The sequence below is a fragment of the Kitasatospora sp. NPDC086009 genome, assembly GCF_044540385.1.
Classification (GTDB): Bacteria; Actinomycetota; Actinomycetes; order Streptomycetales; family Streptomycetaceae; genus Kitasatospora.
This window is the reverse complement of sequence record NZ_JBITSA010000002.1, coordinates 320,958-345,387: the sequence shown is the minus strand read 5'-3', so window position 1 is coordinate 345,387 and position 24,430 is coordinate 320,958. Positions and strand designations below refer to the sequence as shown.

The 24,430-nt window shown below is 76.7% G+C and carries 22 protein-coding genes and 1 other RNA gene; 13 read left to right on the top strand and 10 right to left on the bottom strand.

Annotated features, from left to right (window positions below):
* Positions 1-3 precede the first annotated feature (3 nt).
* Positions 4-204, top strand: a complete 201-nt coding sequence (locus ACIF6L_RS07240) for a hypothetical protein (protein ID WP_329487393.1) — start codon at positions 4-6, stop codon at positions 202-204.
* 39 nt (positions 205-243) lie between these two features.
* Here the strand turns inward: ACIF6L_RS07240 and ACIF6L_RS07235 are convergent, their stop codons facing one another.
* The gene (locus ACIF6L_RS07235) at positions 244-915 is read right to left on the bottom strand and encodes a PadR family transcriptional regulator (RefSeq protein WP_396486941.1); all 672 of its coding nucleotides are present in this window, start codon (positions 913-915) and stop codon (positions 244-246) included.
* Positions 916-1,334: 419 nt separating this feature from the next.
* Here ACIF6L_RS07235 and ACIF6L_RS07230 point away from each other — a divergent pair, with 419 nt between their 5' ends.
* The 3 genes from ACIF6L_RS07230 (at position 1,335) to ACIF6L_RS07220 (ending at position 3,464) form a co-directional block, all read left to right on the top strand.
* Positions 1,335-2,630, top strand: a complete 1,296-nt coding sequence (locus ACIF6L_RS07230) for a hypothetical protein (RefSeq protein ID WP_359802802.1) — start codon at positions 1,335-1,337, stop codon at positions 2,628-2,630.
* Between the two features lie 76 nt (positions 2,631-2,706).
* The gene (locus ACIF6L_RS07225; protein ID WP_329487396.1) at positions 2,707-3,105 is read left to right on the top strand and encodes an ACT domain-containing protein; all 399 of its coding nucleotides are present in this window, start codon (positions 2,707-2,709) and stop codon (positions 3,103-3,105) included.
* A gap of 101 nt (positions 3,106-3,206) precedes the next feature.
* Positions 3,207-3,464 (top strand): Prokaryotic metallothionein, encoded by a 258-nt coding sequence (locus tag ACIF6L_RS07220; protein ID WP_329487397.1) that lies wholly within the window; start codon positions 3,207-3,209, stop codon positions 3,462-3,464.
* A gap of 79 nt (positions 3,465-3,543) precedes the next feature.
* Here ACIF6L_RS07220 and rnpB read toward each other — a convergent pair.
* The 5 genes from rnpB to ACIF6L_RS07195 all read right to left on the bottom strand — a co-directional run bounded on the left by rnpB (position 3,544) and on the right by ACIF6L_RS07195 (position 7,908).
* Positions 3,544-3,942: RNase P RNA component class A (gene rnpB / locus ACIF6L_RS07215), an RNA gene on the bottom strand.
* A 13-nt stretch (positions 3,943-3,955) separates the two neighbouring features.
* Positions 3,956-5,455, bottom strand: a complete 1,500-nt coding sequence (locus ACIF6L_RS07210) for a DHA2 family efflux MFS transporter permease subunit (protein ID WP_329487398.1) — start codon at positions 5,453-5,455, stop codon at positions 3,956-3,958.
* Positions 5,456-5,632: 177 nt separating this feature from the next.
* Positions 5,633-7,087 (bottom strand): RNB domain-containing ribonuclease, encoded by a 1,455-nt coding sequence (locus tag ACIF6L_RS07205; RefSeq protein WP_380391607.1) that lies wholly within the window; start codon positions 7,085-7,087, stop codon positions 5,633-5,635.
* A gap of 93 nt (positions 7,088-7,180) precedes the next feature.
* Positions 7,181-7,576 carry a type II toxin-antitoxin system death-on-curing family toxin gene (locus ACIF6L_RS07200; protein WP_396486942.1) on the bottom strand — a complete coding sequence of 132 codons (396 nt, stop codon included), beginning with the start codon at positions 7,574-7,576 and terminating at the stop codon, positions 7,181-7,183.
* Positions 7,573-7,908, bottom strand: coding sequence for a hypothetical protein (locus ACIF6L_RS07195; protein ID WP_352286915.1), 336 nt, complete (start codon positions 7,906-7,908; stop codon positions 7,573-7,575). Before ACIF6L_RS07195 ends, ACIF6L_RS07200 begins: the two co-directional genes overlap by 4 nt.
* Positions 7,909-8,023: 115 nt before the next feature.
* On the opposite strand from ACIF6L_RS07195, the gene ACIF6L_RS07190 reads away from it, so the two are divergent.
* Together ACIF6L_RS07190 and yaaA are read left to right on the top strand one after the other, a co-directional pair.
* Entirely contained in the window at positions 8,024-8,470 is a 447-nt protein-coding gene (locus ACIF6L_RS07190) for a DUF3995 domain-containing protein (protein WP_359840151.1), read from the top strand.
* A gap of 75 nt (positions 8,471-8,545) precedes the next feature.
* Complete coding sequence (yaaA, locus tag ACIF6L_RS07185) at positions 8,546-9,331, top strand: peroxide stress protein YaaA (protein ID WP_352286912.1); 786 nt, start codon at positions 8,546-8,548, stop codon at positions 9,329-9,331.
* Positions 9,332-9,383: 52 nt separating this feature from the next.
* Here the strand turns inward: yaaA and ACIF6L_RS07180 are convergent, their stop codons facing one another.
* The 3 genes from ACIF6L_RS07180 to ACIF6L_RS07170 are packed head-to-tail and all read right to left on the bottom strand — an operon-like array spanning position 9,384 to position 12,140.
* A complete protein-coding gene (locus ACIF6L_RS07180) occupies positions 9,384-10,532 on the bottom strand; it encodes a bifunctional RNase H/acid phosphatase (protein WP_329487402.1) in 1,149 nt (382 codons plus the stop codon).
* Positions 10,533-10,536: 4 nt separating this feature from the next.
* Positions 10,537-11,280 (bottom strand): C4-type zinc ribbon domain-containing protein, encoded by a 744-nt coding sequence (locus ACIF6L_RS07175; RefSeq protein WP_329487403.1) that lies wholly within the window; start codon positions 11,278-11,280, stop codon positions 10,537-10,539.
* Between the two features lie 23 nt (positions 11,281-11,303).
* Positions 11,304-12,140 (bottom strand): Nif3-like dinuclear metal center hexameric protein, encoded by an 837-nt coding sequence (locus ACIF6L_RS07170; protein WP_396486943.1) that lies wholly within the window; start codon positions 12,138-12,140, stop codon positions 11,304-11,306.
* Between the two features lie 614 nt (positions 12,141-12,754).
* Between ACIF6L_RS07170 and ACIF6L_RS07165 the strand changes: the two genes are divergently transcribed.
* From ACIF6L_RS07165 to ACIF6L_RS07155, 3 genes are all read left to right on the top strand, one after another.
* On the top strand, positions 12,755-15,901 hold the full coding sequence (locus ACIF6L_RS07165) for a lanthionine synthetase LanC family protein (protein ID WP_396486944.1): 3,147 nt from the start codon (positions 12,755-12,757) through the stop codon (positions 15,899-15,901).
* Entirely contained in the window at positions 15,898-17,901 is a 2,004-nt protein-coding gene (locus ACIF6L_RS07160) for an alpha/beta hydrolase family protein (RefSeq protein ID WP_396486945.1), read from the top strand. The genes ACIF6L_RS07165 and ACIF6L_RS07160 overlap by 4 nt, the downstream gene beginning before the upstream one ends.
* Positions 17,902-18,177: 276 nt before the next feature.
* Positions 18,178-18,357: a hypothetical protein gene (locus ACIF6L_RS07155; protein WP_396486946.1), complete on the top strand. Its 180-nt coding sequence runs from the start codon at positions 18,178-18,180 to the stop codon at positions 18,355-18,357.
* Positions 18,358-18,467: 110 nt separating this feature from the next.
* Here ACIF6L_RS07155 and ACIF6L_RS07150 read toward each other — a convergent pair whose 3' ends face one another.
* On the bottom strand, positions 18,468-19,565 hold the full coding sequence (locus tag ACIF6L_RS07150; RefSeq protein WP_359802827.1) for an alcohol dehydrogenase catalytic domain-containing protein: 1,098 nt from the start codon (positions 19,563-19,565) through the stop codon (positions 18,468-18,470).
* Between the two features lie 152 nt (positions 19,566-19,717).
* Here ACIF6L_RS07150 and ACIF6L_RS07145 point away from each other — a divergent pair, with 152 nt between their 5' ends.
* The 4 genes from ACIF6L_RS07145 (at position 19,718) to ACIF6L_RS07130 (ending at position 24,405) form a co-directional block, all read left to right on the top strand.
* Complete coding sequence (locus ACIF6L_RS07145; protein ID WP_396486947.1) at positions 19,718-21,121, top strand: M48 family metalloprotease; 1,404 nt, start codon at positions 19,718-19,720, stop codon at positions 21,119-21,121.
* A 91-nt stretch (positions 21,122-21,212) separates the two neighbouring features.
* Complete coding sequence (locus tag ACIF6L_RS07140; protein ID WP_329487410.1) at positions 21,213-21,866, top strand: class I SAM-dependent methyltransferase; 654 nt, start codon at positions 21,213-21,215, stop codon at positions 21,864-21,866.
* 258 nt (positions 21,867-22,124) lie between these two features.
* Positions 22,125-23,378, top strand: a complete 1,254-nt coding sequence (locus ACIF6L_RS07135) for a hypothetical protein (RefSeq protein WP_396486948.1) — start codon at positions 22,125-22,127, stop codon at positions 23,376-23,378.
* 7 nt (positions 23,379-23,385) lie between these two features.
* Positions 23,386-24,405, top strand: coding sequence for an N-acetylmuramoyl-L-alanine amidase (locus ACIF6L_RS07130; protein WP_396486949.1), 1,020 nt, complete (start codon positions 23,386-23,388; stop codon positions 24,403-24,405).
* Positions 24,406-24,430 lie beyond the last annotated feature (25 nt).

Sequence of the window (24,430 nt, the reverse complement as noted above, 5' to 3'; positions counted from 1 at the left end):
GCGATGGCGAAGACCGTACGGACCCGCACCCGGCGCCGGCCGCAGGCCGTGACGCAGCACAACCGGCAGGTCGCGGTGGTCACCGCCGCCCTGCTGGTGGTGGTCAGCCTCTACAGCGCGGCGCTCGGGCCGAACGCCTGGCTCTGGTTCGGCTGGACGGTGCTGCTGCTCGCCTGCGTGGCACTGTTCGCCGTCCGCGGCTGAGCGGCGGCACCGTCCGCCGTCCCCGCCCCCCTCGGGCGGTCAGGCATCCTCGGCGAGGATCAGGTAGAGCTTCTTGCGGGCCTCGTTGAGCACCGCGAGGCCCTTGGCGCGCTGCGCCTCCGTCCCCGTCGCCATCACCTGCCGGATCGCCTGGTCGACCGCACCGAGCGCCTGGCCCACCTCGTGGACGGCCTCCCAGTCGACCTCCCGGCCGGCCTCCGCCCACGGCTCGGCGGGCCCGGCCTCGGCCTCGGCCCGGCCGGACTCGGTCAGCGAGACCAGTCGCTTGCCGCCCACCTCCTCGGCGGTGATCAGGCCCTCCTCCTCCAGCAGTTGGAGGTTGGGGTAGATCGAGCCCGGGCTCGGCCGCCAGGCCCCGCCCGTCCGCTCGGCGATCTCCGCGATCATCTCGTAGCCGTGCATCGGCCGTTCCTTGAGCAGCGCGAGCAGCGAGGCCCGCACGTCCCCGCGCCGGGCCCGCCCGCCGCGCCGGCCGCGCGGACCGTGCCCGCGCCCGCCGTGCCCGCCGAAGCCGTGGCCGAACGGCCCGCCCGGCGGCCGCCCGGGACCGCCGCCGAACGGCGGCCCGAACGCGCCGAACGCCCCACGGCCCTCTCCGCCCTCACCGGGGAACTCCCCGAACTCCGGGCCCCGCCCGCGGCGCCGACCGCCGCGCGGACCCTCTTTCCCGTATCGCGTTCCGGAGCGCATCGCGCTCACCTCCTGGTGGACCGGACAGTGTTCACGTCACTGTCTCAATAGCTCGACGATATATCGCTGACTGTCGCTCGTCAATCGTTGACGACTGGGCCACCCGCGTGTGCGGCCGGCGGGGACGGGCCACCGCCGCCGGGGCGTCCCCCGGCGCGCTGCCGACCGGTCACCGTGGGGCCGGGCCGGACCGGGCCGGTGAACGGGCCGGTGAACGGACGGCACTGTCACGGGAGTCGGGGCGGCCGGTGCCGGTCGCGGGCGGCCCGCCGGTGGTGAACCCGGGCCGGTGCGGGGGCCGTCAACCGTGGTGTCGGCCCTCCGGGCCGGCCGGTTCGGCCCCGCTCGCCGTGGGCGCGCGGGGCCGGACGACGGCTCACCCCGGTCAGACGGCTGACCGATGCCCAGGAGGTCCGCGCATGGCGCCGAAGAAACCCGTGAAGGTCCTGCTCGGAAGCACGACGCTGGCCTGTCTCAGCGCCGGCGTGATCGCGGTCGCCGGCGTGGCGTCCGGGACGGAGGGGACGGGGGCGACCGCCTCCGTCGCGGCGGTCGGCAAGGCCCGCCCGGCCCTGACGTTCAGCAGCCTGGACGGCCCCGTCACCCCGGACGAGATCAAGTCCTTCACCGCGTACATCAAGACGCTCACGCCGGCCGCCGACAACATCGGCAACCAGTGGGCCCAGGGCCACAGCGGCGAGGACACCAAGGCGATGGGCCTGGTGTACGAGGTCTCCGCCGACCGCGCGATCCTCGACCGGATGATCGTCTTCTGCGACGCCGTCCTCTCCGAGCGCAACGACCTGGCCAAGCGCCCGGTCGGGCAGCACGTGCTCTGGACCGGCAAGGTCGACCCCGCCTGGCCCAACGACGTCACCACCAAGCCCGTCGGCACCGGCGGCGAGCAGGGCGACCCGGTGGGCCACCTCGCCAACTGCGCCCGGCTGATCCTGCGGACGCCGGCGCTCTGGCAGACGCCGGTGACCACCGGCGACCCGCACGGGTACGGCGCCACCTACCTCGACCGGGCCAAGCGGTTCGTCGCCGAGGCGGACACCGCCGTCGACCGGCACATCCTCGCCCGGCTGCTGGACGTCTCCAAGGGCAACCGCCAGTACTTCGCCGCGGACTCGCCCTACAAGGGCGGCCAGCCGGTGCCGTGGAACCAGCAGATGATGTTCGACTACGCCTTCCAGAACCTGGCGATCGCCCACCAGCTCCTCGGCGACGACCCGAAGCGGGTCAAGCGGTACGACGCCCTGGTGCAGAGCAGCGTCGACTGGTTCTTCTCCTCGGTGCGCACCTACACCGACCACGCCGGCAGGCCCGCCTACGACTGGGGGTACGCTCCGGCGACCAACGGCAAGGAGGACAACAACCACGGCAGCCTGGACTGCGCGGGCCTGTACCGGGCCTACCTGTCCGGCCGCTACAAGATCACCCCGGCCATGCTGGCCCCGCTCGCGAACACCTTCGTGGACGTGATGAGCAAGCCGCCGCACCACTACGCGGGCAAGATCGACGGCACCGACGGCGCCGGGAACAGCGCGCCCACCGACTACGTCCGCAGCGGCTGGCTGCTGATGGCCGAGTTCCGGCCCGACGCCTACCAGAAGCTGATGAACGCCAACTTCCCCAAGCGGACCACCACGGCGGACGACCAGTTCTCGCGCGCCCTGATGCTCAAGAGCCGGCGCCACAAGACGCAGGGCTGACCGGGGGCCGGGCCCGGGCACCGACACGCCGCGACGGCGGGCCGGTGCCCGCCCCCCAGCCGTTACGGTGGCGGGCATGGCCGGAGAACGAGATCTTGCGACCCTGCTGCGCGGCATGCGCCCGCGGCTCAACCCGGGGCGCTACGTGTACTGCACGCTGCCCGCGAAGGTGCCCGCCGGGATGCGGCCGGTGGTGACGGTCGCCGAACCCGAGGGGGTGACGGTGGTGGTCGCGCAGGAGGAGGCCGACGCGCTCGGCCTGCGTTACGAGTACGTGGCGGCCTGGATCACCCTGCACATCCACTCGGCGCTGGAGGCCGTCGGCCTGACCGCCGCCGTGGCGGTGCGGCTCGCCGAGGAGGGGATCAGCTGCAACGTGGTGGCCGGCTTCCACCACGACCACCTGTTCGTCGGCGCCGACGACGCCGACCGCGCGGTGCGCGCCCTGGAGGAGCTGTCCGCCCGGTCCGCCTGACCGGGTGCGCCGAGTGGCCGCTCCCCCCGGGGGCTCCGAGACTGGGAGGGCTGAGCGCCCGCCAGGTCGGTCAGCCCCCCGACAGGAAGGGAGACGGCCCCATGGCGGTCTGCGACGTCTGCTCCAACGACTACTGGCTGTCCTTCGAGATCAAGACGATCACCGGCGACGTGTACACCTTCGACAGCTTCGAGTGCGCGATGGAGAAGCTCGCCCCGCGCTGTGAGCACTGCCAGGTCCGGATCGTCGGCCACGGCGTCGAGGTCGCCGGCCGGTTCTTCTGCTGCGCGCACTGCGCCCGGGTCAACGGCGGCCTGGGCGAACAGATCCGCGACGCGGTCGGGGCCCACCCGGCCTGAGCGGCGCACGGACCGGTCGCTCCCGGCACGGGCGGGCGCTGCCCGCGCCCGTGCCGGGGCGGGCAGGAGCGGAGAGGGGCGGAAGAGTCGGCCTGTACGCCGGGTTCTGTCTCCTGGGCTGCTCGCGCGGCCCGGGGAGGCGGTCATCCATCTAGGACTGCCGTTGCCGACAGCCTCGTGCGGTCTACCCGCGGACTCGGGCGAGCAGCCCTCGAACATCCGCGCACGGTGCCCGGGGGCACCGATCTTGACCTTGCTCCAGGTGGGGTTTACCGAGCCGGCCGAGTCACCCCGGTCGCTGGTGGTCTCTTACACCACCGTTTCACCCTTACCCGCCGCCGAAGCGGTGGGCGGTCTGTTTTCTGTGGCACTGTCCCGCGGGTCACCCCGGGTGGGCGTTACCCACCACCCTGCTCTGTGGAGCCCGGACGTTCCTCGGCGGGCCCTGAGGACCCGTCGCGACCGCCCGGCCGGCTCTTCCGCCGTAGTGGTCATCGTAACCGCTCGGGCGGGGCGTCCCGTACCCCGGCCCGGACGAGGGGCGGGTCGCCGCCGAGGCGGGCGGCCACCCGGGTGGCGGTGCCGGTGGCCCAGGCCGTGGTGGTGACCAGCCCGAGGAGGAGGATCGCGAGGCCCAGCCCGGTCACGATCCACCAGCCGGCGTGGCTGGCCGGGGCGAAGCCGGTGGCGACCGGGCCCACGACGGCCGAGGTGACCACCGTGCCGATCACGGCGACACCGAGCGACTGACCGACCTGCCGGCTGGTCGAGGCGACCGCCGCCGCCACCCCCGCCTGGGCGCGCGGCATCCCGGAGACGGCGGCATTGGTGATCGGCGCGTTGACCATGCCGAAGCCGAAGCCGAACAGCGCGTAGGCGGCCAGCAGCAGGCCCGGCGGGGAGTCGGCGGTGAGCCGGGTGAGCAGCAGCCCGCTGGCGGCGAGGCCGAGACCCGCCGCGACCAGCGGGCCGCGCGGCCCCCGGCCGCCGACGATCCGGCCCGAGAGCGGCGCGCAGACCAGCATCATCCCGGCCATCGGCAGCGTCCACAGGCCCGCCTCGACCGGGCTGTAGTGCCGGACGTTCTGCAGGTACAGGGTGTTGAGGAAGAGGAAGCCGCCGAGCGCGGCGAAGGCGCAGACCGCGGTGACGGTGGCTCCGGTGAACGGCGCACTGCGGAAGAACCGCGGGTCGACCAGCGGCTCGGTCACCCGCAGCTCCCAGAACGGGAAGGCCACCAGCGCGGCCAGCGCGGCCGCGCCGAGCCCGAGGATCAGCGGGGACGTCCAGCCGTGCTCGGGGCCCTCGATGATCGCGGCGGTGCCGCAGCCGAGCAGCACCACCATCAGCACCTGGCCGACCGGGTCCAGCCGGCGGGGCCGGGGCGAGCGCGACTCGGGGACGTAACGGGCGGTCAGCAGGCAGGCGACCAGCCCGACCGGGACGTTGATCAGGAAGATCGCCGGCCAGCCGGCGATGTCCACCAGGAACCCGCCGAGCAGCGGGCCGAGCGCCATCGAGATGCCGACCACCCCGCCCCAGACGCCGATCGCCCGGGCCCGCTCGCGCGGTTCGGTGAAGGTGTTGGTGATGATCGACATCGCCACCGGGTTCAGCATCGAGCCGCCGACGGCCTGCACCGCCCGGAACACCACCAGCCACTCCAGGCTGGGTGCCAGGCTGCAGAGCAGCGAGCCGAGCACGAAGAGCAGCAGACCGGTCTGGAACACCCGGCGGCGGCCGAAGCGGTCGGCCACCGAGCCGAACAGCATCAGCAGCGAGGCCAGCACCAGGGTGTAGGCATCGATGATCCACTGCAGGCCGGAGGCCGGGGCGTCGAAGTCCTGCTGGATCGCCGGGAGGGCGATGTTCACCACGGTGTTGTCGAGCCCGACGATGAACAGGCTCAGGCAGCAGATCCCGAGGATCAGCAGCCTGCGGCGCCGGCCCGGGTCGGCGGACGGCGCGGGGAGGGAGGTCGGTTCGGCCACGGGTCGATCCTCCCACCCGGGCGCCCCGGGGCGGCGGTGGATCGGCCCGTCCGGGTGGCGCGGCCCCGGACGGGCCGGGCGGTCCGGGCGGTCCGGGCGGTCCGGGCGGAGGCCCGGGCGCGGGGGGCCGGCGCGGGGGGCCGGCGCGGGGGGCGTCGGAACGCGCGTCAGAACGCCTCAGAGCGCGGCGAAGCGGACGGTGCGGGTGGCCGGGTCGGCCTGCGTCAGGCGGGCGACGATCCGGCCGCCGAGCGGGAGCACCGCCCCGCCCGCCGCCTCGCAGCGCGCCCGGACGGCGGGTTCGCGCAGCTGGACGGTGCCGCGCGCGGGCCGCTGCTCGTCCACGTCGATGACCACCGCGGGGAAGTCCTCGCCCTCCCGGCCGGCCAGCAGCTCCGCCTCGACCAGGTCCACGCAGGCCCGTTCGACCTCGGCCGAGCGGCGGTCCCCGGCCGCCATCAGGGCGGGGACGCCGGGCAGTGCCTCCCGGACCCAGTCCGGGACCTCCTCGCCGGCGGCCACGGCGGCGCAGACCTCCTGGGCGAAGCGGTCGCCGAGCCGGCGCAGCGGCGCGGTGCAGTGCGCGTACGGGGCGGCCAGCGCGGCGTGCACCGGGTCGGCCGGGGCGGGCAGGCCCCGGGCCTCGTCGAAGGCCCGGTAGCCGGCCCCGCGCAGCAGTCCGGTGCACTCGTTGAGGAAGGCCGCGTGCAGCGGGGCCCCGGGGTCGAGCGAGCGGACGAGGTCCGGGTAGGGGAGGTCGTCCGGCCAGGTGATGTCGAGCGCGCGGGCGGTGCGGCGCAGCCGCTCGTACGCGGCGGCGGGCGCGGCGGGCAGGGTGCGCAGCAGGCCGACGCCGGCGTCCAACATCAGGTCCGCCGCGGCGGTCCCGGTGAGCAGGGAGATCTGGGCGTTCCAGCCGTCGGCGGGACCGAGCGCGCGGTAGCCGAGGACGTACCCGTGCAGGGTTTCCTCGATCTCCTGCTCGGGGACGGGCAGGCTGATCCCGCCGCGCGCCCGCTCCTGCTCCTCGCGGAGCCGGCCGACGGCGGCGAGCAGGGCGAGCTGCTCGTCGGCGCCGCCGGCGTCCACGGCCCGCTGGACGTCGTCGTAGTCGAGCCGGCGGTGCGAGCGGACCAGCGCGCGGCGCAGGTCGGCGAGGACGACGGCGCCGTCGGTGTCCAGGTCGAGCTGCCAGAGCAGGGCCGGGCGGGTCTCGCCGGGCAGCAGGCTGGCGGCGTCCTCGCTGAGCCGGGCCGGGTGCAGCGGGACGCGATGGTCGGGGAAGTAGAGGGTCTGGACGCGGCGGCGGGCCTCGGCGTCGATCGCGCCGCCGGGGCGGACGAAGGCGGCGACGTCGGCGATCGCGTAGTGCACCCGGTAGCCGCCGCCGGGCCGGTGGGCCAGGTGCATGGCCTGGTCGAGGTCGCGGGAGCCGGGCGGGTCGACGGTGAAGAGCGGGAGGTCGGTCGCGTCGTACTCCGGCAGCCGCGGCGACTCGGCGGCCCGCTCGGCCTCCGCGAGCACGGCCTCCGGCCACTCGGTACGGATCTCCAGGCGGGCGCGCAGCTCGGCCAGTTCGGCGTTGATCCGGGCCGAGTCGGCGGCTTTGACGCGCAGTTTTCGGCGTGGCATGCAGGCAGCGTAGGGCGAATCGGGTGATTCCGGGCGGACGTCGGCGGCAGGGCGCGCCGACGTCCGCGCCCGGGTCGCCGGGCCCGCCCCCGCTCAGCGGCCGAGCAGGGCCCTGAGGTCCTTGGCGGCGAGGGCCACCGCGTCGTCGTAGCCGCCGGTGGCCAGGCGGAGCACGAAGGCGACGGCGTCGTCCGGGTGCGGGTCGGTGTAGGGCTCGGCGTTGTAGTCGAGGAAGAGCAGCATCGCCTCGAAGGCGGTGCGCTTGTTCCGGTCGATCAGCGGGTGGTTGCGGGCGAGGCTCTGGCCGAGCGCGGCCGCCTTGGTCCAGAGGTCGGGGTAGGCGTCCGCGCCGAACACGGTCGCCCGCGGGCGGCCGAGCGCCGAGAGCAGCGCGCCCTCGTCGCGGATGTTCTCCGGGCCGCCGGCGAGGTAGCTGATGTCCGCCAGGTCGAGGTACTCGACGTCGTCGCCGGGCCGCTGCCCGGTCACAGGTCCTTCAGCCGCTCAAGCGTCTCCGCGTTGGCCGCGCGGATCCGGGCGACCATGGCGGCCCGGCGCTCCTCCCGGCCGGCGGCCGGCCGCTCGGCCAGCGCCTCGGGCAGCTCGGACTGCCGCACGTCGAAGGCCAGCTCCGCGCGGTCCGGGCCGGACGCCCCGGTCACCCGCACCCGGCCGGCCAGCACCGCCTGGGCCGCCGCCCGGAGCGCGAACTCCAGGGCCTGCCGGGTCCGCGGCGGCAGGTCCGCGGGCAGCCGGACCGGCAGGGACTCCTCCACCGCGTCGTCGTCGCCGGGCACCAGGTCCAGGGGGCGCATGGTCATCTCGTCACTCTCCTTCGGTGCCACCGTATGCCGCGGCCGGGCGGCGGCCCAACGGGTTCTCCGTAAGCGCTCGTAGGGTGGCCTCATCGATCGGACGCGGAAGGGGGCCCGGCGGATGGACGCGGTACGGGTGACGGGGGCGGCGGTGGCCGGGGGGCTGGCGGTGACGGGGGCGCTGCACGCGCTCTGGACGGTGACGCCGTGGCCGGCGCGGTCGCGGCAGGAGTTCGCGGACACCGTGATCGGCACCGGCGAGGGCGTACCGCCGGCGGCGGCCTGTCTGGCGGTGGCGGGGCTGCTGGGCACGGCGGCCTACCTGGTCGGCGCGGAGGCCGGGGCGCTGCCGGCGGTCGGGCCGCGCGGGGTGCGCCGGGCCGGCGTCCGGACGGTCGCGGGGGTCCTGCTGGCGCGCGGGGCGGCCGGGCCGCTGGTCTTCGGCGTGCTGAACGAACGGACGGAGCGCTTCAGGCGGCTGAACGCGCGCTACTACTCGCCGCTCTGCCTGGCGCTCGGCGCCGGGGCGGCGCTGGTCGCGGCGGCGGCCCCGCGGCCCGGGCGGTAGCGGGGTTACCCGCGGCCGGGCCGGCTTGCGTAGGGTGGCGGGGTTCGCCCGCCACAAAATGTTGAGGAGTCCGCTGTGCTGGTGCTGTTGCCGCCCTCGGAGGGCAAGGCCGCGTCCGGGGACGGCGTTCCGGTGGCGCTCGACGCGCTGTCGCTGCCCGGGCTGACGGCGGCGCGAGCGCGGGTGCTGGAGGCCCTGGTCGGCCTCTGCCGGGGGGACGAGGAGGCCGCCGCCGGGGTGCTCGGCCTGAGCCCCGGGCTGCGCGGCGAGGTGGCCCGGAACGCGGGGCTGCCGACGGCCGGTGCGCGGCCCGCCGGCGAGGTGTACACCGGCGTGCTCTTCGACAACCTCGGTCTGGCCACCCTGGACGAGGCCGCGTACGACCGGGCCGCGCGCTCGCTGCTGGTCTTCTCCGGCCTCTGGGGCGCCGTCCGGATCGGGGACCGGATCCCGCCCTACCGCTGCTCGATGGGTGTGAAGCTGCCCGGCCCGGGCGCCCTCGGCCCGTACTGGCGCGCCGCGACGGCGTCCGTGCTGCCGGAGGTGGCCGACGGCCTGGTGCTGGACCTGCGCAGTTCCGCGTACGCGGCGGCCTGGAAGCCGGCCGGTGAGCTGGTGACCCGGACGGCCACCGTGCGGGTGCTCCAGGAGCGCGACGGCAAGCGCTCGGTGGTGAGCCACTTCAACAAGGCCACCAAGGGCCGGCTGGTCCGTGACCTGCTGGTGGCGGGGGCCGAGCCGAAGACGCCCGGCGAACTGGTGGACGCGCTGCTCGGACTGGGGCACCGGGTGGAGGTCGCGGCCGAGGGCACCGCCCGCAAGCCCTGGCAGCTGGACGTGGTGGTCACCGAGGTGCACTGAGCCGCGCCGAACGGCGCCGGCGGCGGGCCCCGGTGGGCCCGCCGCCGGGGCGTCAGCGCAGGTGCCCGGTGTCGTTGAGCAGCCGCACCGAGGCGTTGCCGTCCGCGTAGTACTGGACGGCGCAGAGCGAGGCGGCGGACAGCTCCATCCGGTAGAGCGAGTCCGGCGGGGCGCCGAGCGCCAGCCGCACCAGGGTCTTGATCGGGCTGACGTGCGACACCACCAGGACGGTCCGGCCGTGGTGGCGGGCCAGGATCTTGTCCCGGGCGACGCCGATCCGGTGGGTGAGCGCGGTGAAGCTCTCGCCGCCGCCGGTCGGCTTGGCCTTCGCCGAGCCGAGCCAGGCGTTGAGGTCCTCCGGGTGGCGTTCCTGCACCTCGGCGAAGGTCAGCCCCTCCCAGGCGCCGAAGTCCACCTCGCGCAGGCCGTCCTCGTAGCGGACCTCCAGGCCGAGGCGGGCGGCGACGGTCTCGGCGGTCTGCCGGGTACGGAGCATCGGCGAGCTGACCACGGCCTGGACCGAACCGCGGGAGGCCAGCGCCTCGGCCGCCCGCTCGGCCTGCCAGCGGCCCTTCTCGGAGAGCTCCGGATCGCTGCCGCCGCTGCCGGAGAAGCGCTTCTCCGGAGTGAGGTGGGTCTCGCCGTGGCGGAGCAGGACGAAGGTGGTCGGCGTGCCGAGGTCGGCGGCGGCCGCCCAGCCGGCCTTGGGCGCGGCGGTCTCCAGCGGGGGCTCGTCGGCGACGGCGGGCCGCTCGGCGCCGGCCGCCCTGGGCTCCCACTGCCGGCCGGCCTTGCCCGCGTCCATCGCCTCGTTGGCCAGCCGGTCGGCGTCCTTGTTCCGCTCGCGCGGGATCCAGGTGTACTTGACCTGGCCGCGCGGCAGCACCGCCCGGGCCTCGGCGGCGAGCGGCTGCATGTCGGGGTGCTTGATCTTCCAGCGCCCGGACATCTGCTCGACCACCAGCTTGGAGTCCATCCGGACGTCCACCGAGGCGTCCGGGTCCAGCTCCCGGGCCGCCTTCAGACCGGCGATCAGGCCCTTGTACTCGGCCACGTTGTTGGTCGCGTGGCCGATGAACTCGGCAGCCTCGGCGATGATCAGGCCGGTGTCGCCGTCCCGGACCACCGCGCCGTAGCCGGCCGGCCCCGGGTTGCCCCGGGAGCCTCCGTCGGCCTCGACGACGAACCTGCGCCCCGCCATCGGCTCAGATGCCCGAATCGGCGGTGCGCACCAGGATGCGGCCGCAGTTGTCGCAGCGGACGACCGCGTCCTTGGGCTCGGCCTTGATGGCGTTCAGGTCGGAGACGGCGAACTCGACCCGGCAGCCCTCGCAGCGGCGCTGGTAGAGACGGGCCGCGCCGACGCCGCCCTGCTGCTCGCGCAGCCGGGTGTAGAGCTTCAGCAGGTCGGCCGGAACGACGGCGACGACGGCCTCGCGGTCGCGCTTGACCTTGTCGGCCTCGGCGTCGATCTCGGCGAAGGCGGCGTCCCGGCGGGCCTCGGCCTCGGTCAGCACGACGGTGGAGTGCTCCAGGCGCGCGGTCAGCTCGGTGACCCGGGTCTGGGCGGACTCCAGGCGCTCCATGATCTCCAGGACGACGTCCTCCAGGTCCCCCTGGCGCTTGGCGAGCGAGCCGATCTCGTGCTGGAGGTTCTCCAGGTCCTTCGGCGAGGTGATCGCGCCGGAGTCCAGGCGCTGCTGGTTGCGGGCGGAGCGGCTGCGGACCTGCTCGACGTCCTGCTCGGCCTTGGTCAGCTCGCGGGTGGTGTCGCCCTGCTGGGCCTGGGCGGCCACCACGAGGTCCTTGAGCGCGGTGTGGTCGGCGGTGGCCTTGTCGATCTCGGCGTGCTCGGGCAGGCTGCGACGCCGGTGGGCCAGCTGGTCGAGCTTCGAGTCGATGGCCTGGAGGTCGAGCAGGCGGATCTGGTCGGCGGGCGCGGCGTTCAAGCGGAGAGCTCCTGTGAATCGGGTCAGGCGGTGAAGGACATGGGGGCGTGCGCGGTCCACGGGTCGGTGACCCGGTGGGAGACCTTCGTCTCCACGGCCCAGCCCCGCTGCTCGGCGGCGCCGTGCAGCGCCCGCTCGGCCAGGGTGAGCCAGGGCCACTCGGTGGCCCAGTGCGCGGCGTCGACCAGTGCGACCGGCGCCGCCTCGGCGGCCTCGGACGCCGGGTGGTGGCGCAGGTCGGCGGTGACGTACGCGTCGACACCGGCCTCGCGCGCCTGCGCGAGGAAGCTGTCGCCGGCGCCGCCGCACACCGCGACCCGGCCGATCAGGCGGTCCGGGTCACCGGCGACGCGGACGCCGGCGGCGGTGGCCGGCAGGCCCCCGGCGACCTTGGCGGCGAACGCGGCGAGGGTCAGCGGCGGCTCCAGCAGGCCGATCCGCCCGCTGCCGCGCCGGCCCAGCGGGTCCGTCGGGTCCGGCACCAGCGGGCCGGTGACGCGCAGGCCGACGGCCTCGGCCAGCGCGTCCGAGACGCCCGGGTCGGCGTGATCGGCGTTGGTGTGCGCCACGTGCAGGGCGATGCCGGCGCGGATCAGCGTGTGCACCACCCGGCCCTTGGGCGTGGTGGCCGCGACGCCGGTGGTGCCGCGCAGGTAGAGGGGATGGTGCGTGACCACGAGGTCGGCGCCCCACTCGACGGCCTCGTCGACCACCGTCTGCACGGGGTCGACGGCGAAGAGCACGCGGCGGACCTCGGCCCGAGGGTCTCCGCAGACCAGGCCGACGGCGTCCCAGGACTCCGCCCACTGCGGCGGATAGATCTCTTCGAGCGCGGTGATGACGTCGGACAGTTTCGGCACCTGTCGAGACTACCGTGCGCGCGGGGGCGCCCGGGCCGCCCGGGGCCCGGCCCGGGGGTCCGCGGCCCGGCGTCAACCTGCGGTTCCGGGCGTTCGAGCGGCCGCCGGGGCGCCGCCGGGGGGCTCGTTCGGAGCGCTCGGGGCGCCCGCGGGCGCGGTCGCGGGCCGGGACACGGGCCGTGCGGGCGCCGTGGCCGCTCGGCCACGCGGGGGCACCGCACACATCGGCCGGCTCGCACATATTCGAAACCACGCCCAGATCACCCTTACGAGTGAAGTGACCCGCTACGCGTTGAGCCCGTCCGGAAACCGAAAGTAACTTCACTTCTGCGAACGGGAGTTGCCTCGGCCAGGGATCCGGAAGGGCACTCGGCCGGGATGCGGGCCAGGTCGGACCGGCCCGCGGCGGACGCGGCACGGCCGCGCTCCCGTACTTCCGAGAGACCGATCAGGCCGCCGGCGTGCGTCGCGCGGTGCCGGAGCAGTGGGCACCGGCGGGCGCCGGCCGAGACGAAGGGATGTGAATGCGGATGGGGGCGGGCACATCGCTGCGTACGGCCGGAGGGAACGGATCGGCGGGCCACCGGCCGGATGCGGCCGGCGGGTGGCCGGAGGTGGCGCGGGCGGCACTGGCCGGCGCCGGGGGCCGGGGAGGCGACGGGGACTGGGAGGTCACCGTCGAGGGCTTCTGGTGCACGGCCGGGCCGGCCGCGGCGGAACTGGCCGACGAGGGCTGGAAGATCCATGTCAGCGCGGCGTCGGCGGTCGGCCGCGCCGTCCTGACCGCCGTCACCGGGGTACTGGCCGGTGACCCGTGCACCTTCAAGTTCGCCGCCGGACCGGAACAGCTGCACGAGATCAACTCGCGCAACAGCGACCGGGGTTCGGCGGGCAAGTTCATCACCGTCTATCCGGCGGACGCGGAGCAGTTCCGGCGGCTGGCAGCAGCGCTGCACCGGGCCACCGCAGGCCTGCCCGGGCCGGTGGTGCTCTCCGACCGCCCCTACCGGCCGGGCAGCCGGGTGCACTACCGCTACGGCGCCTTCGCGGCCCGCGCCGAGCTGGGGAACGACGGCGGCTACCGGTCGATGCTGCGCGGGCCGGGCGGCGAGCGGGTCGAGGACGTGCGCGGAGCCTCGTACGGCTGCCCGCCGTGGGCGCGCGACCCGCTGGCCGAGGGGCCGGCGGCTCCCCCGCGGGACGACACGGCGCCGGGGCGCGGACCCGGGGCGACCCGGCCGGCGGCGCCCCGGCGCGGCACCGGCGGGGTGCTGCTGGCCGGACGGTACGCCGTCACCGGGGCGATCCGGCACAGCGCCAAGGGCGGCGTCTTCCTGGGCCGGGACACCGACGGCGGCGCCGAGGTGGTGGTCAAGCAGGCCCGCGCGCACATCGAGGTGGACCGGGCCGGCACCGACGCCCGGGCGGCGCTGCGGCACGAGGCCGCGCTGCTGACGCGGCTGGAGGGGCAGGGCCTGGCGCCGCGACCGGTCGAGCTGATCGAGCAGGACGACTCGCTGTTCCTGGTGCAGGAACGCATCACCGGGCAGCCGCTCGGCAGCTGGGTGGCGGCCCGGCTGCGCCGGGACGGCAGCCCCGACGTGGACTGGGCCGAGGCCGGACCGCTGGCGCACGCCCTGCTCGACCTGGTCGAGCGGGTGCACGGGCTGGGGCTGGTCCTGCGCGACCTCTCCCCCGGCAACGTACTGGTACGGCCGGACGGGTCGCTGCGGCTGGTCGACCTGGAGCTCGCCGCCGAGGCGGGCCGGGCGGCGGGCTCGGCCGGCACCCCCGGCTACCGGGCCCCCGAACAGGGGCCGGGGCGCCTCGCCCTGGTCCCGGACTCCTTCGACCCGGCGGGCGCGGGCCGGTCGGGGCGGGACTCGCTCGGCAGGGACTCGCTCAGCAGGGACTCGCTCGGCAGGGACGCCCTGGGCGCCGGCCGCACCGTCCGGGAGGGCACCTGCGTGGCCGAGCCGGCGGTCGACCTGTACGCGCTCGGCGGGCTGTTCTTCCTGCTCGCCACCGGTCACGACCCGCTGCTGCCCGAGGACCTGCCGCGGGCCCGGCCGGTCGCCGACCGTCTCGGCCGCTGGCTGGCCCTCGCCGCCCGCTCGGGCGCCACCGCGCGGCGGCTCGCGCCGGTGGTGCTCGGGCTGCGGGCGCAGGAGCCGGAGCGGCGCTGGAGCCTCTCCCGGGTGCGGTACGCCCTGACGGGCGCCCCGGACGACCCGGGCGCGGGGAGCACGGCCGCTGCGGGACCGGCGGGCACGGCCGACGTGACGGGTGCGGCCGACGCGCCGGCGGACCGGGGCGCCGCAGCCTCGGCGGACGGCCCGGCGGACGGCCCGGCGGACGGCCCGGCGGACGGCCCGGCGGACGGCCGCACCGGCCCCACCGCCCTGGTCGACCGGGTGCTGCACGACGGGCTGCGCCACCTCGCCCTCACCGCCACCCCGCTGCGGCGGGACCGGCTCTGGCCCGCCGTACCCGCCGGGCAGTGGTCCGACCCGTGCAACGTGCAGCACGGCGCCGCCGGCGTCCTCGCCCTGCTCGCCCGGGCCGCCGTGGCGGACGGCCTGCCCGCCGAGGTCAGCGAGGAGTCCCGCCGGACGGCGCGGACGGCCGTCGAGTGGATCGAGCGCCGGTGCGCCGCCGAGCCGGTCGTGCTGCCGGGTCTGCACTTCGGGCGCTCGGGCGCCGCCTGGGCCCTGCTGGACGCCGCCGAGGCGCTGGCCGACGACGCCCTCGCCGGACGCGCCGCCGGGCTCGCCCGCCGGATAGCCGTCGAGTGGCCGAACCCGGACGTGTGCCACGGCGCGGCCGGCGCGGGCTTCCTCCAGCTGCGCTTCGCCGCCGACCCCCGGACGGCCGCACCCGGGGTGGCCGGGGAGTTCCTCGCCCGGGCCGCCCGCTGCGGGCACGGCCTGCTGGCCGCCGCCCGGCCCACGCCGGAGGGGGTGGTCTGGCCGGTGCCGAAGGAGTTCGACTCGGCGCTCGCCGGGATCACCCACCTCGGGTTCGCCCACGGGGTCGCGGGCGTCGGCGCCTTCCTGCTGGCCGCCGCCGGGGCCACCGGCGACCGGGCTCTGCTCGACGGCGCGGCCGAGGCCGGGCGCACGCTCGCCGCCACCGTCCGGCGGGAGCACGGCGGACAGTACGGCGGACAGCACCGCGGGCCGTTCGACGGACCGAACGACGGGTGGTACGGCGAGGCGGCGGTGGCCGGGAACGGTGACCGGGCCGACATCCGCCCGACGGCCTGGTGGCCACAGGGCGCGGGCGACCCGGAGCACGTCCGGCTGGCGCACTGGTGCAGCGGATCCTCCGGCGCGGGGACGTTCCTGCTCCGGCTCTGGCAGGCCACCGGTGACGAGACCGCGCACGAACTCGCGCTCGCCGCCGGCCGGGCCGTGCTGGCCGGGCGCTGGCACTGCGGCGTCAGCGCCTGCCACGGCCTGGCCGGCAACGGCGAGTACCTGCTGGACCTGGCCGCCGCCACCGGCGAGCCGGAATTCCGCTCCGGGGCTGAGGAGTTGGCCCAGCTGATCGCCGCCAGATCAGCGCTCCGCGACGGGCTGCTGGTGCTGCCCGACGAGACCGGCACCGGCTGCGCGGCCGCGTACGGCACCGGGACGGCGGGCGCGCTGGCCTTCCTGCTGCGCCTGCGGCACGGCGGCCCCCGGCTCTGGGTGGACCCGGTGCCGCCCACCCGGGCCGGCGGACCGCCCCCCGGATCCGACGGGGTGAGCACCTCGTGAACGTGGCCGTCCGCTCCGCGACGCAGGCCCTGCGCCGCCTCAGCTTCACCTTCGCCACCGACGGCAGCCACGCCGCCTGCCTGGCCTCTGCGGCCGACGGCGGCTGGTACGCCGAGAGCTGGTCCCTGCCGGCCTCCGGTCCGGCCGCACCGACCGCCCTGACCCTGCCCGGCAACCGCGCCGAGAGCCTGCGCTGCCAGCTGGTCGCCCTGCCGGACGGTTCGGTGCTGGTCTGCCGGCACGACGGCGAGCGGCACGACCTGGTGACGCTCTCCGCCGCCGCGCCGGGCAGCGAACCGGTCACCGTGGAAAGGCCGTTGGCCACCCTCAGGCGGCCCGGGATGCGGCTGCTGCCGCTCCCCGCGGCCACACCGCCCGACGGCACCCGCACCCCGGTCGCGCTGGCGCTCGGCACCGACACCCGGCCCGGCACCACCGTCTGGCTGGTGTACGCCGACGGCGCCGAGCCCCGGCAGGTCGCCGAGATCCCCGGCCTGCACGGCGGCGGCGTCTGGCTGGACCGCACCGGAGCCCTGCTGGCGCTCGACCGGGTCGACGCGGGCGTCGTGCGCACCGTCGTACTGGACCTGCGCACCGGCACGGTCACCCCGCTGCTGGAGATCGGCGAGCGCAGCAACGACCGGCTGGTCCTGTACGACCCGGAGACCCGCTTCGCGATGGTGCGCAGCGACGCCCCCGGCACCGACCGGCTGGGCTGGGGCCTGCTCGGCGGCGGCGAGCCGCTGCGGTTCCCCGAATGCCTGTACGTGGCGGGCATGTTCCTGCGGCCGGTGGCACTGCGCACCACCCCGGACGGGGCCCGGGTGGTCGTCCAGATCGACCACGGCGCCGGCTCCGCGCTGGCCGTGTGGCGGCCGGCCGCCGGGCGGCTGGACCCGCTGCCGGTGCCGCCCGGGCGGCTCGGCGCGGTCGGGCACTGGTCGGACGCGGGGCTGCGCATGCCGTACTCCTCGCCCGAACACCCGGCCGCCCTGGCCACCCTGGACGTGGACACACTGCTGGCGCACGGTCCGATCGCGGCGGCGCCCGGACCGGTGCCGCTGCCCCTGCAGTTGGCGCCACTCGGCTCCGGTCTGCCCGGCCCCTGGCGGGACGCCGCCCTGCCGTGGCAGGCCGGCGGATCGCGGGCCTCCCGCGGCTCACCCGCCGGCTGGCAGCTGGACGGCAGCACCCCGCCGGGCGACGGCGGGCGCTGGCACTCCGCGCAGAGCATCGAACTGGCCGGACCGGCCGGTCCGCTGGAGGCCGTGGTGTACGGCGGGGACGCCTGGCTGAGCAGCCCGCACCTGGTCCTCGCCCTGCACGGCGGCCCGGCCGACGCCTGGCGGCTGGAGTTCGACCCCGCCCTGCAGCGGATGGCGGCCGGCGGCCTGGCCGTGATCGCGCCGAACCAGCGCGGCTCCACCGGCTACGGGGTGGCGCACGCGCTGGCCATCCGCGGCGCCTGGGGCGGGCCGGACCTCGACGATGTCCTGTACCTGCTGGACGGCATCGCGGGCCAGCGCGCCGCCCTCGGCCTGGAGCCACCGGCCCTGTTCGGCGTCAGCTACGGCGCGTTCCTCGCCCTGCTGGCGGCCGCGCACGCGCCCGCCGAGCAGGTCGCGCGCTGCGCGGTGGTCGCACCGTTCCTGTCCGGCGCCCGACTGCTGGCCGAAGCGGCCACCCCGGTCAGGGCGTTGACCACCCGGCTGGGCGGCGGCGAGTCGATCGCCGACGCCCGCGGCCCGCGCGACGTCCTCCAGCTCGCGCACCGGCTCCGCGCACCCCTGCTGATGGTGCACGGCGACCGGGACGAGGTCGTCCCGGTGAGCCAGTCCCGCGCGCTGCGCCACGAGTTGCTGCGGATCGGACGTACCGAGGGCGCCGACTTCCGGTACGTCGAGGCGGCCGGGGCCGGACACGAGGTGCTGGCCGAGGAGGGCGCGGCCGTGCTGCACGAGCTGCTGGCCGGCTTCCTGCGCACCGGTCGGCCGGGCTAGCCGCCCGATCTCACAGACTCCCGGCCCGATGGCCCGGGGCGGTACCCGGGACGGCGGATGGAGGCCGTCCCGGGAACACACCGAGCGCCCGTACCGCTCCCCGGGTGCCCCTCGTGATCTCGATAGGATCCCGCCCGTTCCGGCCGTTAGGGTGGCCGGGGCGCGGGCCGTGATCACCGGCCCTGGCGCGGTCCAGGCGCCCGGTCACGCGCCCGACCGCGTCCGCGGTGCCAGCCGGCGCCGAACCACCCGCCCCTCGCACGGAAGACGATTTTGATGTCCGACACCCTCACCGACACCACCGGACCCGCGATCACCGGGACCGACGCCGACGGGACCACGGCCGGGGACAGCGCGTCGCACGGTCGCCACCGGGGCCCCTCCGCCCCCGACGACAGGCCCGAGGCCGATCCGCACGGCCGGCACCGCCTCGGCCTGGGCGCCGCGCGGGGCTGACGCAGCCCCGCCGTCCTTCGTGACAGGGCCCGCCGCGTGCGCCGGCGGGCCCTGTCGCGCCACGGCGGCCTCCCGGGCGGCCCCGGCTCCACCGCCGACGCCCGCGCCGCTCAGTCCAGTGTGACGACCGTGCGCAGCGCCTCGCCGCCCCGCATCTGCGCGACGGCCTCGTTGACGTCCGCCAGCGGGACCCGGTGCGTGACCATGCCCGCGAGGTCGATCCGCCCGGCCCGCCACAGCTCCACCACCAGCGCCATGGTGCGCGGCACGGAGGCGCCGCCGTACAGCGAGGGCAGCAGCCGCTTCTCGTTGAAGAAGAGCTCGCCCATGGTGAACTGCGCGCGGTCGTCCTGCGCGCCGGCGCCGATCACCACGACCGCGCCCCCGCGCCGCGCCGCGTCGTACCCGGCCCGGACGGTGGCCGAGCGGCCGACCGCCTCGAAGACGTAGTCGAACCCGCCGCCCGGCAGGGCCTTCGCGGCGGCCTTCAGCTCGTCGGGTGCCAGCGCCTCCGTGGCGCCGAAGGCCAGTGCCCGCTCCCGGCGCGAGGCGACCGGGTCCACCACGGCGATCCGGCCGGCGCCGCAGACCCGGGCGCCCTGCACGGTGGCGATCCCGACGCCGCCCGCGCCGATCACCGCGACGCAGGCCCCGGGCTCGACCCGGGCGGTGTGCACGGCGGCGCCGATGCCGGTGGTCACCCCGCAGCCGATCAGCGCGGCCAGCTCGTAGGGCAGGTCGGCGGGGACGGTGATGACGGCGTCGCGGTCGACCACCACCTCCTCGGCGAACGCGCCGGTGCCGTAGAAGCCGGAGGCCTCCACCGGCGCCCCCGAGACGTCGTCGCCGCCGAACCGGAAGCCCGGCGCGCCGAGCCGGCGCAGGCTCGCGACGCAGAGGTGGCCCCGCCCGCGCTCGCAGTGGGCGCAGCGGCCGCAGGGCGCCATCCAGCAGAGCACGACGCGGTCGCCGACCCGGACGTCGGCCACGCCCTCGCCGACCTCCACCACGTCGCCGGCGCCCTCGTGGCCGGGAACGAACGGCGCGGGCTGCGGCAGGACGCCGCTCATCGCCGACAGGTCCGAGTGGCAGAGGCTGGCGGCCCGCAGGCGGACCCTCACCTTGCCGGGGCCGAAGCCGGTCGCGACCACGTCGTCGCGGACGTCGAGCGTGTCCTGGCCGGTCTTGTGCAGGATGGCTGCGCGCATGGAGCTTGCTCCCGGTTCGCCTCGGTCGGTGGTCGGGGCCGATTCTGGCACGACGCGCCCGGGCGGAGTAGAACACGTTCCATTCGCCCCTGGAGTACCGGCCCGTGACACGGTTGGCCTCCGGCGCCGCGCCCCTGGCATGATCACCCGCCGTGTCCACACCCGTCAGACCCACGCCCACCGGGGCCACGCCCACCGCCACCGCCCCGGACGCACCCGCCGCCACCGGCGCCGCACCGCAGGACTGCCCGCGCTGCGCCGCCCCCGTCGACGCCGACCCCCGGTTCGCCGTCTGGTGTCCGCAGTGCGAATGGAACCTGTCCCCCGAGCCGGCGGACGCGCCCGCCGCCACCCGCCGGGCCGTCGCGGCCGCCCGGCACGCGGCGGCCGCGACGGCCCGGACCGACCGGCTCTACGAGGACATCGCGGCCGGTCGGCCGGCCACCGTCGGGCAGCGGGCCTGGCTGGCCGCCTCGGTCATCGCCGGCGTGGTCCACCTGACCACCGCGGCCCTGTGCGGCTGGGGCCTGTGGCTGCTCGTCACCGGCAACACCCCGCTCCGCTGTCTGGGCGCGGCCGTGCTCGGCCTGGTGGTCCTGCTCCGGCCCCGGCTCGGCCGGACCCCGCGCGGCGAGGGCGTGCTGGACCGTGCCGAGGCGCCCGCCCTCTACGGCCTGGCGGACCGCGTCGCCGCCGAGGTGGGCGCCGGGCCGGTCGGCGTGATCCGGGTCGACGGCGCGTTCAACGCGAGCATGGGGGCGGTCGGGCTGCGCCGACGGTCGGTGCTCACCCTGGGTCTGCCGCTCTGGGAGGTACTCGGCGAGCAGGAGCGGATCGCCCTGCTGGGGCACGAGTTCGGCCACCGGGTCAACGGCGACCACCGGCAGGGCCTCTGGCTCGGTTCGGCGATCCACGCGCTCGCCCACTGGTACGACCTCACCCGTCCGCGCGGCCACTACCGGGACGCGGTGGGGCTGCAGTTGCTGTTCCAGCTCACCGACCTGCTCCTCGTCGTCCTGCTCGGCGGCGTCGCCCGGCTGCTGCTGGCGCTGCTCCGGCTGCTCGACCGGCTGACCTCGCGCGCCGGGCAGCAGGCCGAGTACCACGCGGACACGCTGGCCGCCCGCACCGCGTCCACCGGGGCGGCCCGGCGCCTGCTGCGGACCCTGCTGCTCGGCCAGGCGGTGGAGACGGCGGCGGCCCGGGCACGCGCGGAGCTGCAGAGCCGGCCCCGTGCGTCGCGCCGCGGTCCGCGGCACGCCCCGGCGGCGCCGTCCACGCGGCCGGCGGCCGCCCCCGAGGCGTTCTGGGAGCGGCTGCGCGACCAGGCCGCCGACGTCCCTGCGCTGGAGCACGAGCGCCTGCTGCGCCGCTCCGCCCTGGAGCGGGGCGCGGTGGACCCCACCCACCCGCCGACCCACCTGCGGCTCGCCCTCCTCGACCGGGGCCCCGAGCTGTCGGCCGCCGTCACGACGACGCCCGCCGAGACCGCCGCCATCGCCGCCGAGCTGGCGCCGCACCGCGTCCGCATCGCGCGCACCCTGCTGGCCGGCTGAGGATCCGCCCGGGACGGGCGCCGCGGCCTACCGTCCAGTAGGGTCCGACGGCGAGCACGAGCACCGAATCACCCGGCAAGGGAGCTGCACCATGTCCGACCTCCTGGAGAACCCGCGCCCCGCACCCGAGGTGCTGGCGGCCTTCGAGGGCGCGACCGGGTTCATGCCGGTGGACGAGGGCCTCGCCCTGTACGCGGCGGCGCTGACGGCGGCCCGGCGGACCGGGCTGCCGGTGCTGGAGATCGGCACCTACTGCGGGCGGTCGGCGATCCTCCTAGCCGCCGCCGCCCGGGAGGCGGGCACGGTGGCGCTGACCGTCGACCACCACCGGGGCTCCGAGGAGCAGCAGCCGGGCTGGGAGTACCACGACCCGACGCTGGTGGACCAGGAGGTGGGCCGGATGGACACGCTCCCCCGGTTCCGCCGCACCCTGCACGCGGCCGGGCTGGAGGACCACGTGGTCGCCCTGGTCGGCCGGTCGCCGCAGATCGCGGCGCTCTGGGGCGGTCGGCTCGGCCTGGTCTTCATCGACGGCGGCCACACCGACGAGCACGCCACCGGCGACTACGAGGGCTGGGCCCGCCACCTGGCCCCCGAGGGCCTGCTGGTGGTGCACGACGTCTTCCCCGACCCGGCGGACGGCGGCCAGGCGCCGTACCGGGTCTACCTGCGGGCGCTCGCCGAGGGCTTCGAGGAGGTCTCGGTGACCGGCTCGCTGCGGGTCCTGCGCCGCTCCCGCGGCTGAGCGACCGGGCCGCGGAGCCCCGCCCGGCCCGGCCCTTCGAGCGCCGCCGTCGAACGCCGCGCTCGAACGCCGCGCTCGAACATCGGGGCGGCCCGACGAGATCGCCGGACCGGCCCCCAGCCGATCACGGATGCTCTAACGTCGTGCCGGGGCTGTCGGGCGGGGGTTCGAACGGTACGGTGTCCGCGCGGCGCACGCGCGCCGACGACAGCGGCACAGCACCAGGCAGAGCGACCCGGCGGACGGTGGGGGCCAGCAATGACGGACCAGCAGAACACCGCTCCGGCGGTCTGGGATCCGACCGCGCGCGGCGGCGCCGGCGGCTGGGTGCGCGGACCGCAGCAGCCCGCCCCCGGCGCGGCCCAGCCCCCGGCCGCTCCGCCCGCCGCCGCCCGGCCGGTTCCTCCCGCGCCCGGCCGCCCCGGCGAGGCGCCGCAGCCGCCCGGCCCGTCGCCCTTCCCGCCGCAGCCGCCCACGGCGGGCGGCGTCGGCGACCAGGGCCCGCCGCTGGCCGCCCGCCCGTACCTGGCCGGTGGCCAGGGCCACCCCGCCCCGCCCACCGGACCGCAGCCGCCCGCGTCCGGCTTCCCGGGCCACGCGGCCCCCCAGGGCCCCGCCGGCGGCGGCTACGGCTACCCGCCGCCGCCGGCCCAGCCGCAGGCCCAGCCCCCGTACGACGCCGGCCCGTACCCCCAGCAGTACCCCGGGTACCCGGCCCAGCAGTACCCGCCGTACCAGCAGCCGGACTACGCCGCGGACTACGAGGACCTCGACGCCGAGGACCGCCCGGCCAACCGGCGCGCCCCGCTGCTGATCGCCTTCGCGCTGCTGTTCGTCCTGGCCCTCGGCGGCGGCATCCTGTGGGCCGCGAAGGGCAAGGACGACCCGGCCGACCAGAGCGCCGCCCCGACTCCCTCCGCGAGCGCCGGCCAGAGCACGGCCGGGAACCCGCCGCCCGCGCCGGGCCCCGACGGATCGTCCGGCGCGCCGAGCCCCGCCGCCAGCGACACCGCGTCCGCCTCCGCGAGCCCGACCGCCGGCGCGGCCGGGCCGGGCGCGCCGGAGCAGGCCAAGGCCCTGGACGAGCTGCTGACCCAGGGCGAGAGCGCGAAGGCGCCGATCGGCAGCGCGGTCGCCAAGGTGAGCAGCTGCCCCGCCAAGGCCGACATCGACAGCGCCGTGCAGGTCTTCGACAGCGGCGCCAAGCAGCGCGACCAGCTGCTCGCCAAGCTCGCCACGCTGACCGTCACCGACCTGCCCGGCGGCGCGGACGCGGTGCAGTCGCTGAAGTCCGCCTGGCAGCTGTCCGCCGACATCGACCGGGCGTACGCCAGCTGGGCCCGCGCCGTCTCCGCCCAGGGCTGCTCGGGCTCGGCCCCGAACACCGCCGACAAGAAGCACGCGGACGAGCTCAACCCGCAGGCCACCCAGGCGAAGCGGGACTTCGTGACGAAGTGGAAGGCGATCGCCGACCCGTACGGCCTGACCGCGCGCACCCAGGACAGGATCTGAACCACCCGTGACCCGCACCACCGCCGCTCCGCACGACGAACCGCCGCGCCGCTCCCGGCTGCTGCGCACCACCACCGTGGCCGCCGTCCTGGTGCCGCTCTGCCTGGCCGGCTGGCTGGGCTGGCAGGCCGTCGCCGACCGCGGCCGGGACGACACCGGGGCCGCCCACGCCGCCGGGGCCGCCGCCGCCCCGCCGTCGGGGCCGTTCTCCGCGGCGCCGTTCTCCGCACCGGCGGACACCGCCCCGCCGGGGGCCCCCACCGCGTCGGCCGACCCGCCGGCGGCCGCCCAGGCCGCTCCGACAGCCGACCCGACGACCGCTCCGACGGCCTCGGAGAGCGCCGGGTCCGCCACCGCGCTGGCCGGGCGGACCGTCCTGCTCGATCCCGGTCACAACCCCGGCAACGCCGCGCACACCACCGAGATCAACCGTCAGGTCGACATCGGCAACGCCCGCAAGGAGTGCGACACCACCGGCACCTCCACCAACGCCGGGTACAGCGAGGCCGAGTACACCCTGGACGTCTCCCGCCGGGCCCGCGCGATCCTCACCGCCCGGGGGGCGACGGTCGTCCTGGTGCAGGACGGCGACCAGTCCTGGGGCCCGTGCATCGACGCGCGCGCGAAGGCGGGCGCCACCGCGCACGCCGACGCGGCGGTCTCGGTGCACGGGGACGGCGGCCCGCCCGGCGGCAGCGGGTTCCACGTGATCATGCCCGCCAAGGTGGTCGCGGGCACGGCGGACAACTCCGCGATCGTCGCGCCCTCGCACCGGCTCGGCCTGCTGCTGCGCGACAGCTTCCACGCGGCGACGGGCGAGCCGTACGCCGACTACATCGCGAGCCAGGGTCTGGACACCCGCTCCGACCTCGGCGGGCTGAACCTCTCGACCGTGCCCAAGGTGTTCATCGAGTGCGGTAACATGCGCAATTCGACCGACGCCAAAAGGATGACGGACCCTCAGTGGCGCCAGCAGGCCGCCCGGGGGATCGCCGACGCACTGACGGCCTTTCTGACCACGCGGTAGCCGGCCCGGGCGGCCCGGCCCGTGC

Coding starts and splice junctions, on each gene's coding strand:
- ACIF6L_RS07220 (WP_329487397.1), top strand. CDS start 3,207: ATGGCGGTCTGCGACGTCTGCTCCAACGACTACTGGCTGTCCTTCGAG.
- ACIF6L_RS07240 (WP_329487393.1), top strand. CDS start 4: ATGGCGAAGACCGTACGGACCCGCACCCGGCGCCGGCCGCAGGCCGTG.
- ACIF6L_RS07140 (WP_329487410.1), top strand. CDS start 21,213: ATGTCCGACCTCCTGGAGAACCCGCGCCCCGCACCCGAGGTGCTGGCG.
- ACIF6L_RS07235 (WP_396486941.1), bottom strand. CDS start 915: ATGCGCTCCGGAACGCGATACGGGAAAGAGGGTCCGCGCGGCGGTCGG.
- ACIF6L_RS07230 (WP_359802802.1), top strand. CDS start 1,335: ATGGCGCCGAAGAAACCCGTGAAGGTCCTGCTCGGAAGCACGACGCTG.
- ACIF6L_RS07205 (WP_380391607.1), bottom strand. CDS start 7,087: ATGCCACGCCGAAAACTGCGCGTCAAAGCCGCCGACTCGGCCCGGATC.
- ACIF6L_RS07195 (WP_352286915.1), bottom strand. CDS start 7,908: ATGACCATGCGCCCCCTGGACCTGGTGCCCGGCGACGACGACGCGGTG.
- ACIF6L_RS07225 (WP_329487396.1), top strand. CDS start 2,707: ATGGCCGGAGAACGAGATCTTGCGACCCTGCTGCGCGGCATGCGCCCG.
- ACIF6L_RS07190 (WP_359840151.1), top strand. CDS start 8,024: ATGGACGCGGTACGGGTGACGGGGGCGGCGGTGGCCGGGGGGCTGGCG.
- ACIF6L_RS07135 (WP_396486948.1), top strand. CDS start 22,125: ATGACGGACCAGCAGAACACCGCTCCGGCGGTCTGGGATCCGACCGCG.
- ACIF6L_RS07180 (WP_329487402.1), bottom strand. CDS start 10,532: ATGGCGGGGCGCAGGTTCGTCGTCGAGGCCGACGGAGGCTCCCGGGGC.
- ACIF6L_RS07150 (WP_359802827.1), bottom strand. CDS start 19,565: ATGCGCGCAGCCATCCTGCACAAGACCGGCCAGGACACGCTCGACGTC.
- ACIF6L_RS07155 (WP_396486946.1), top strand. CDS start 18,178: ATGTCCGACACCCTCACCGACACCACCGGACCCGCGATCACCGGGACC.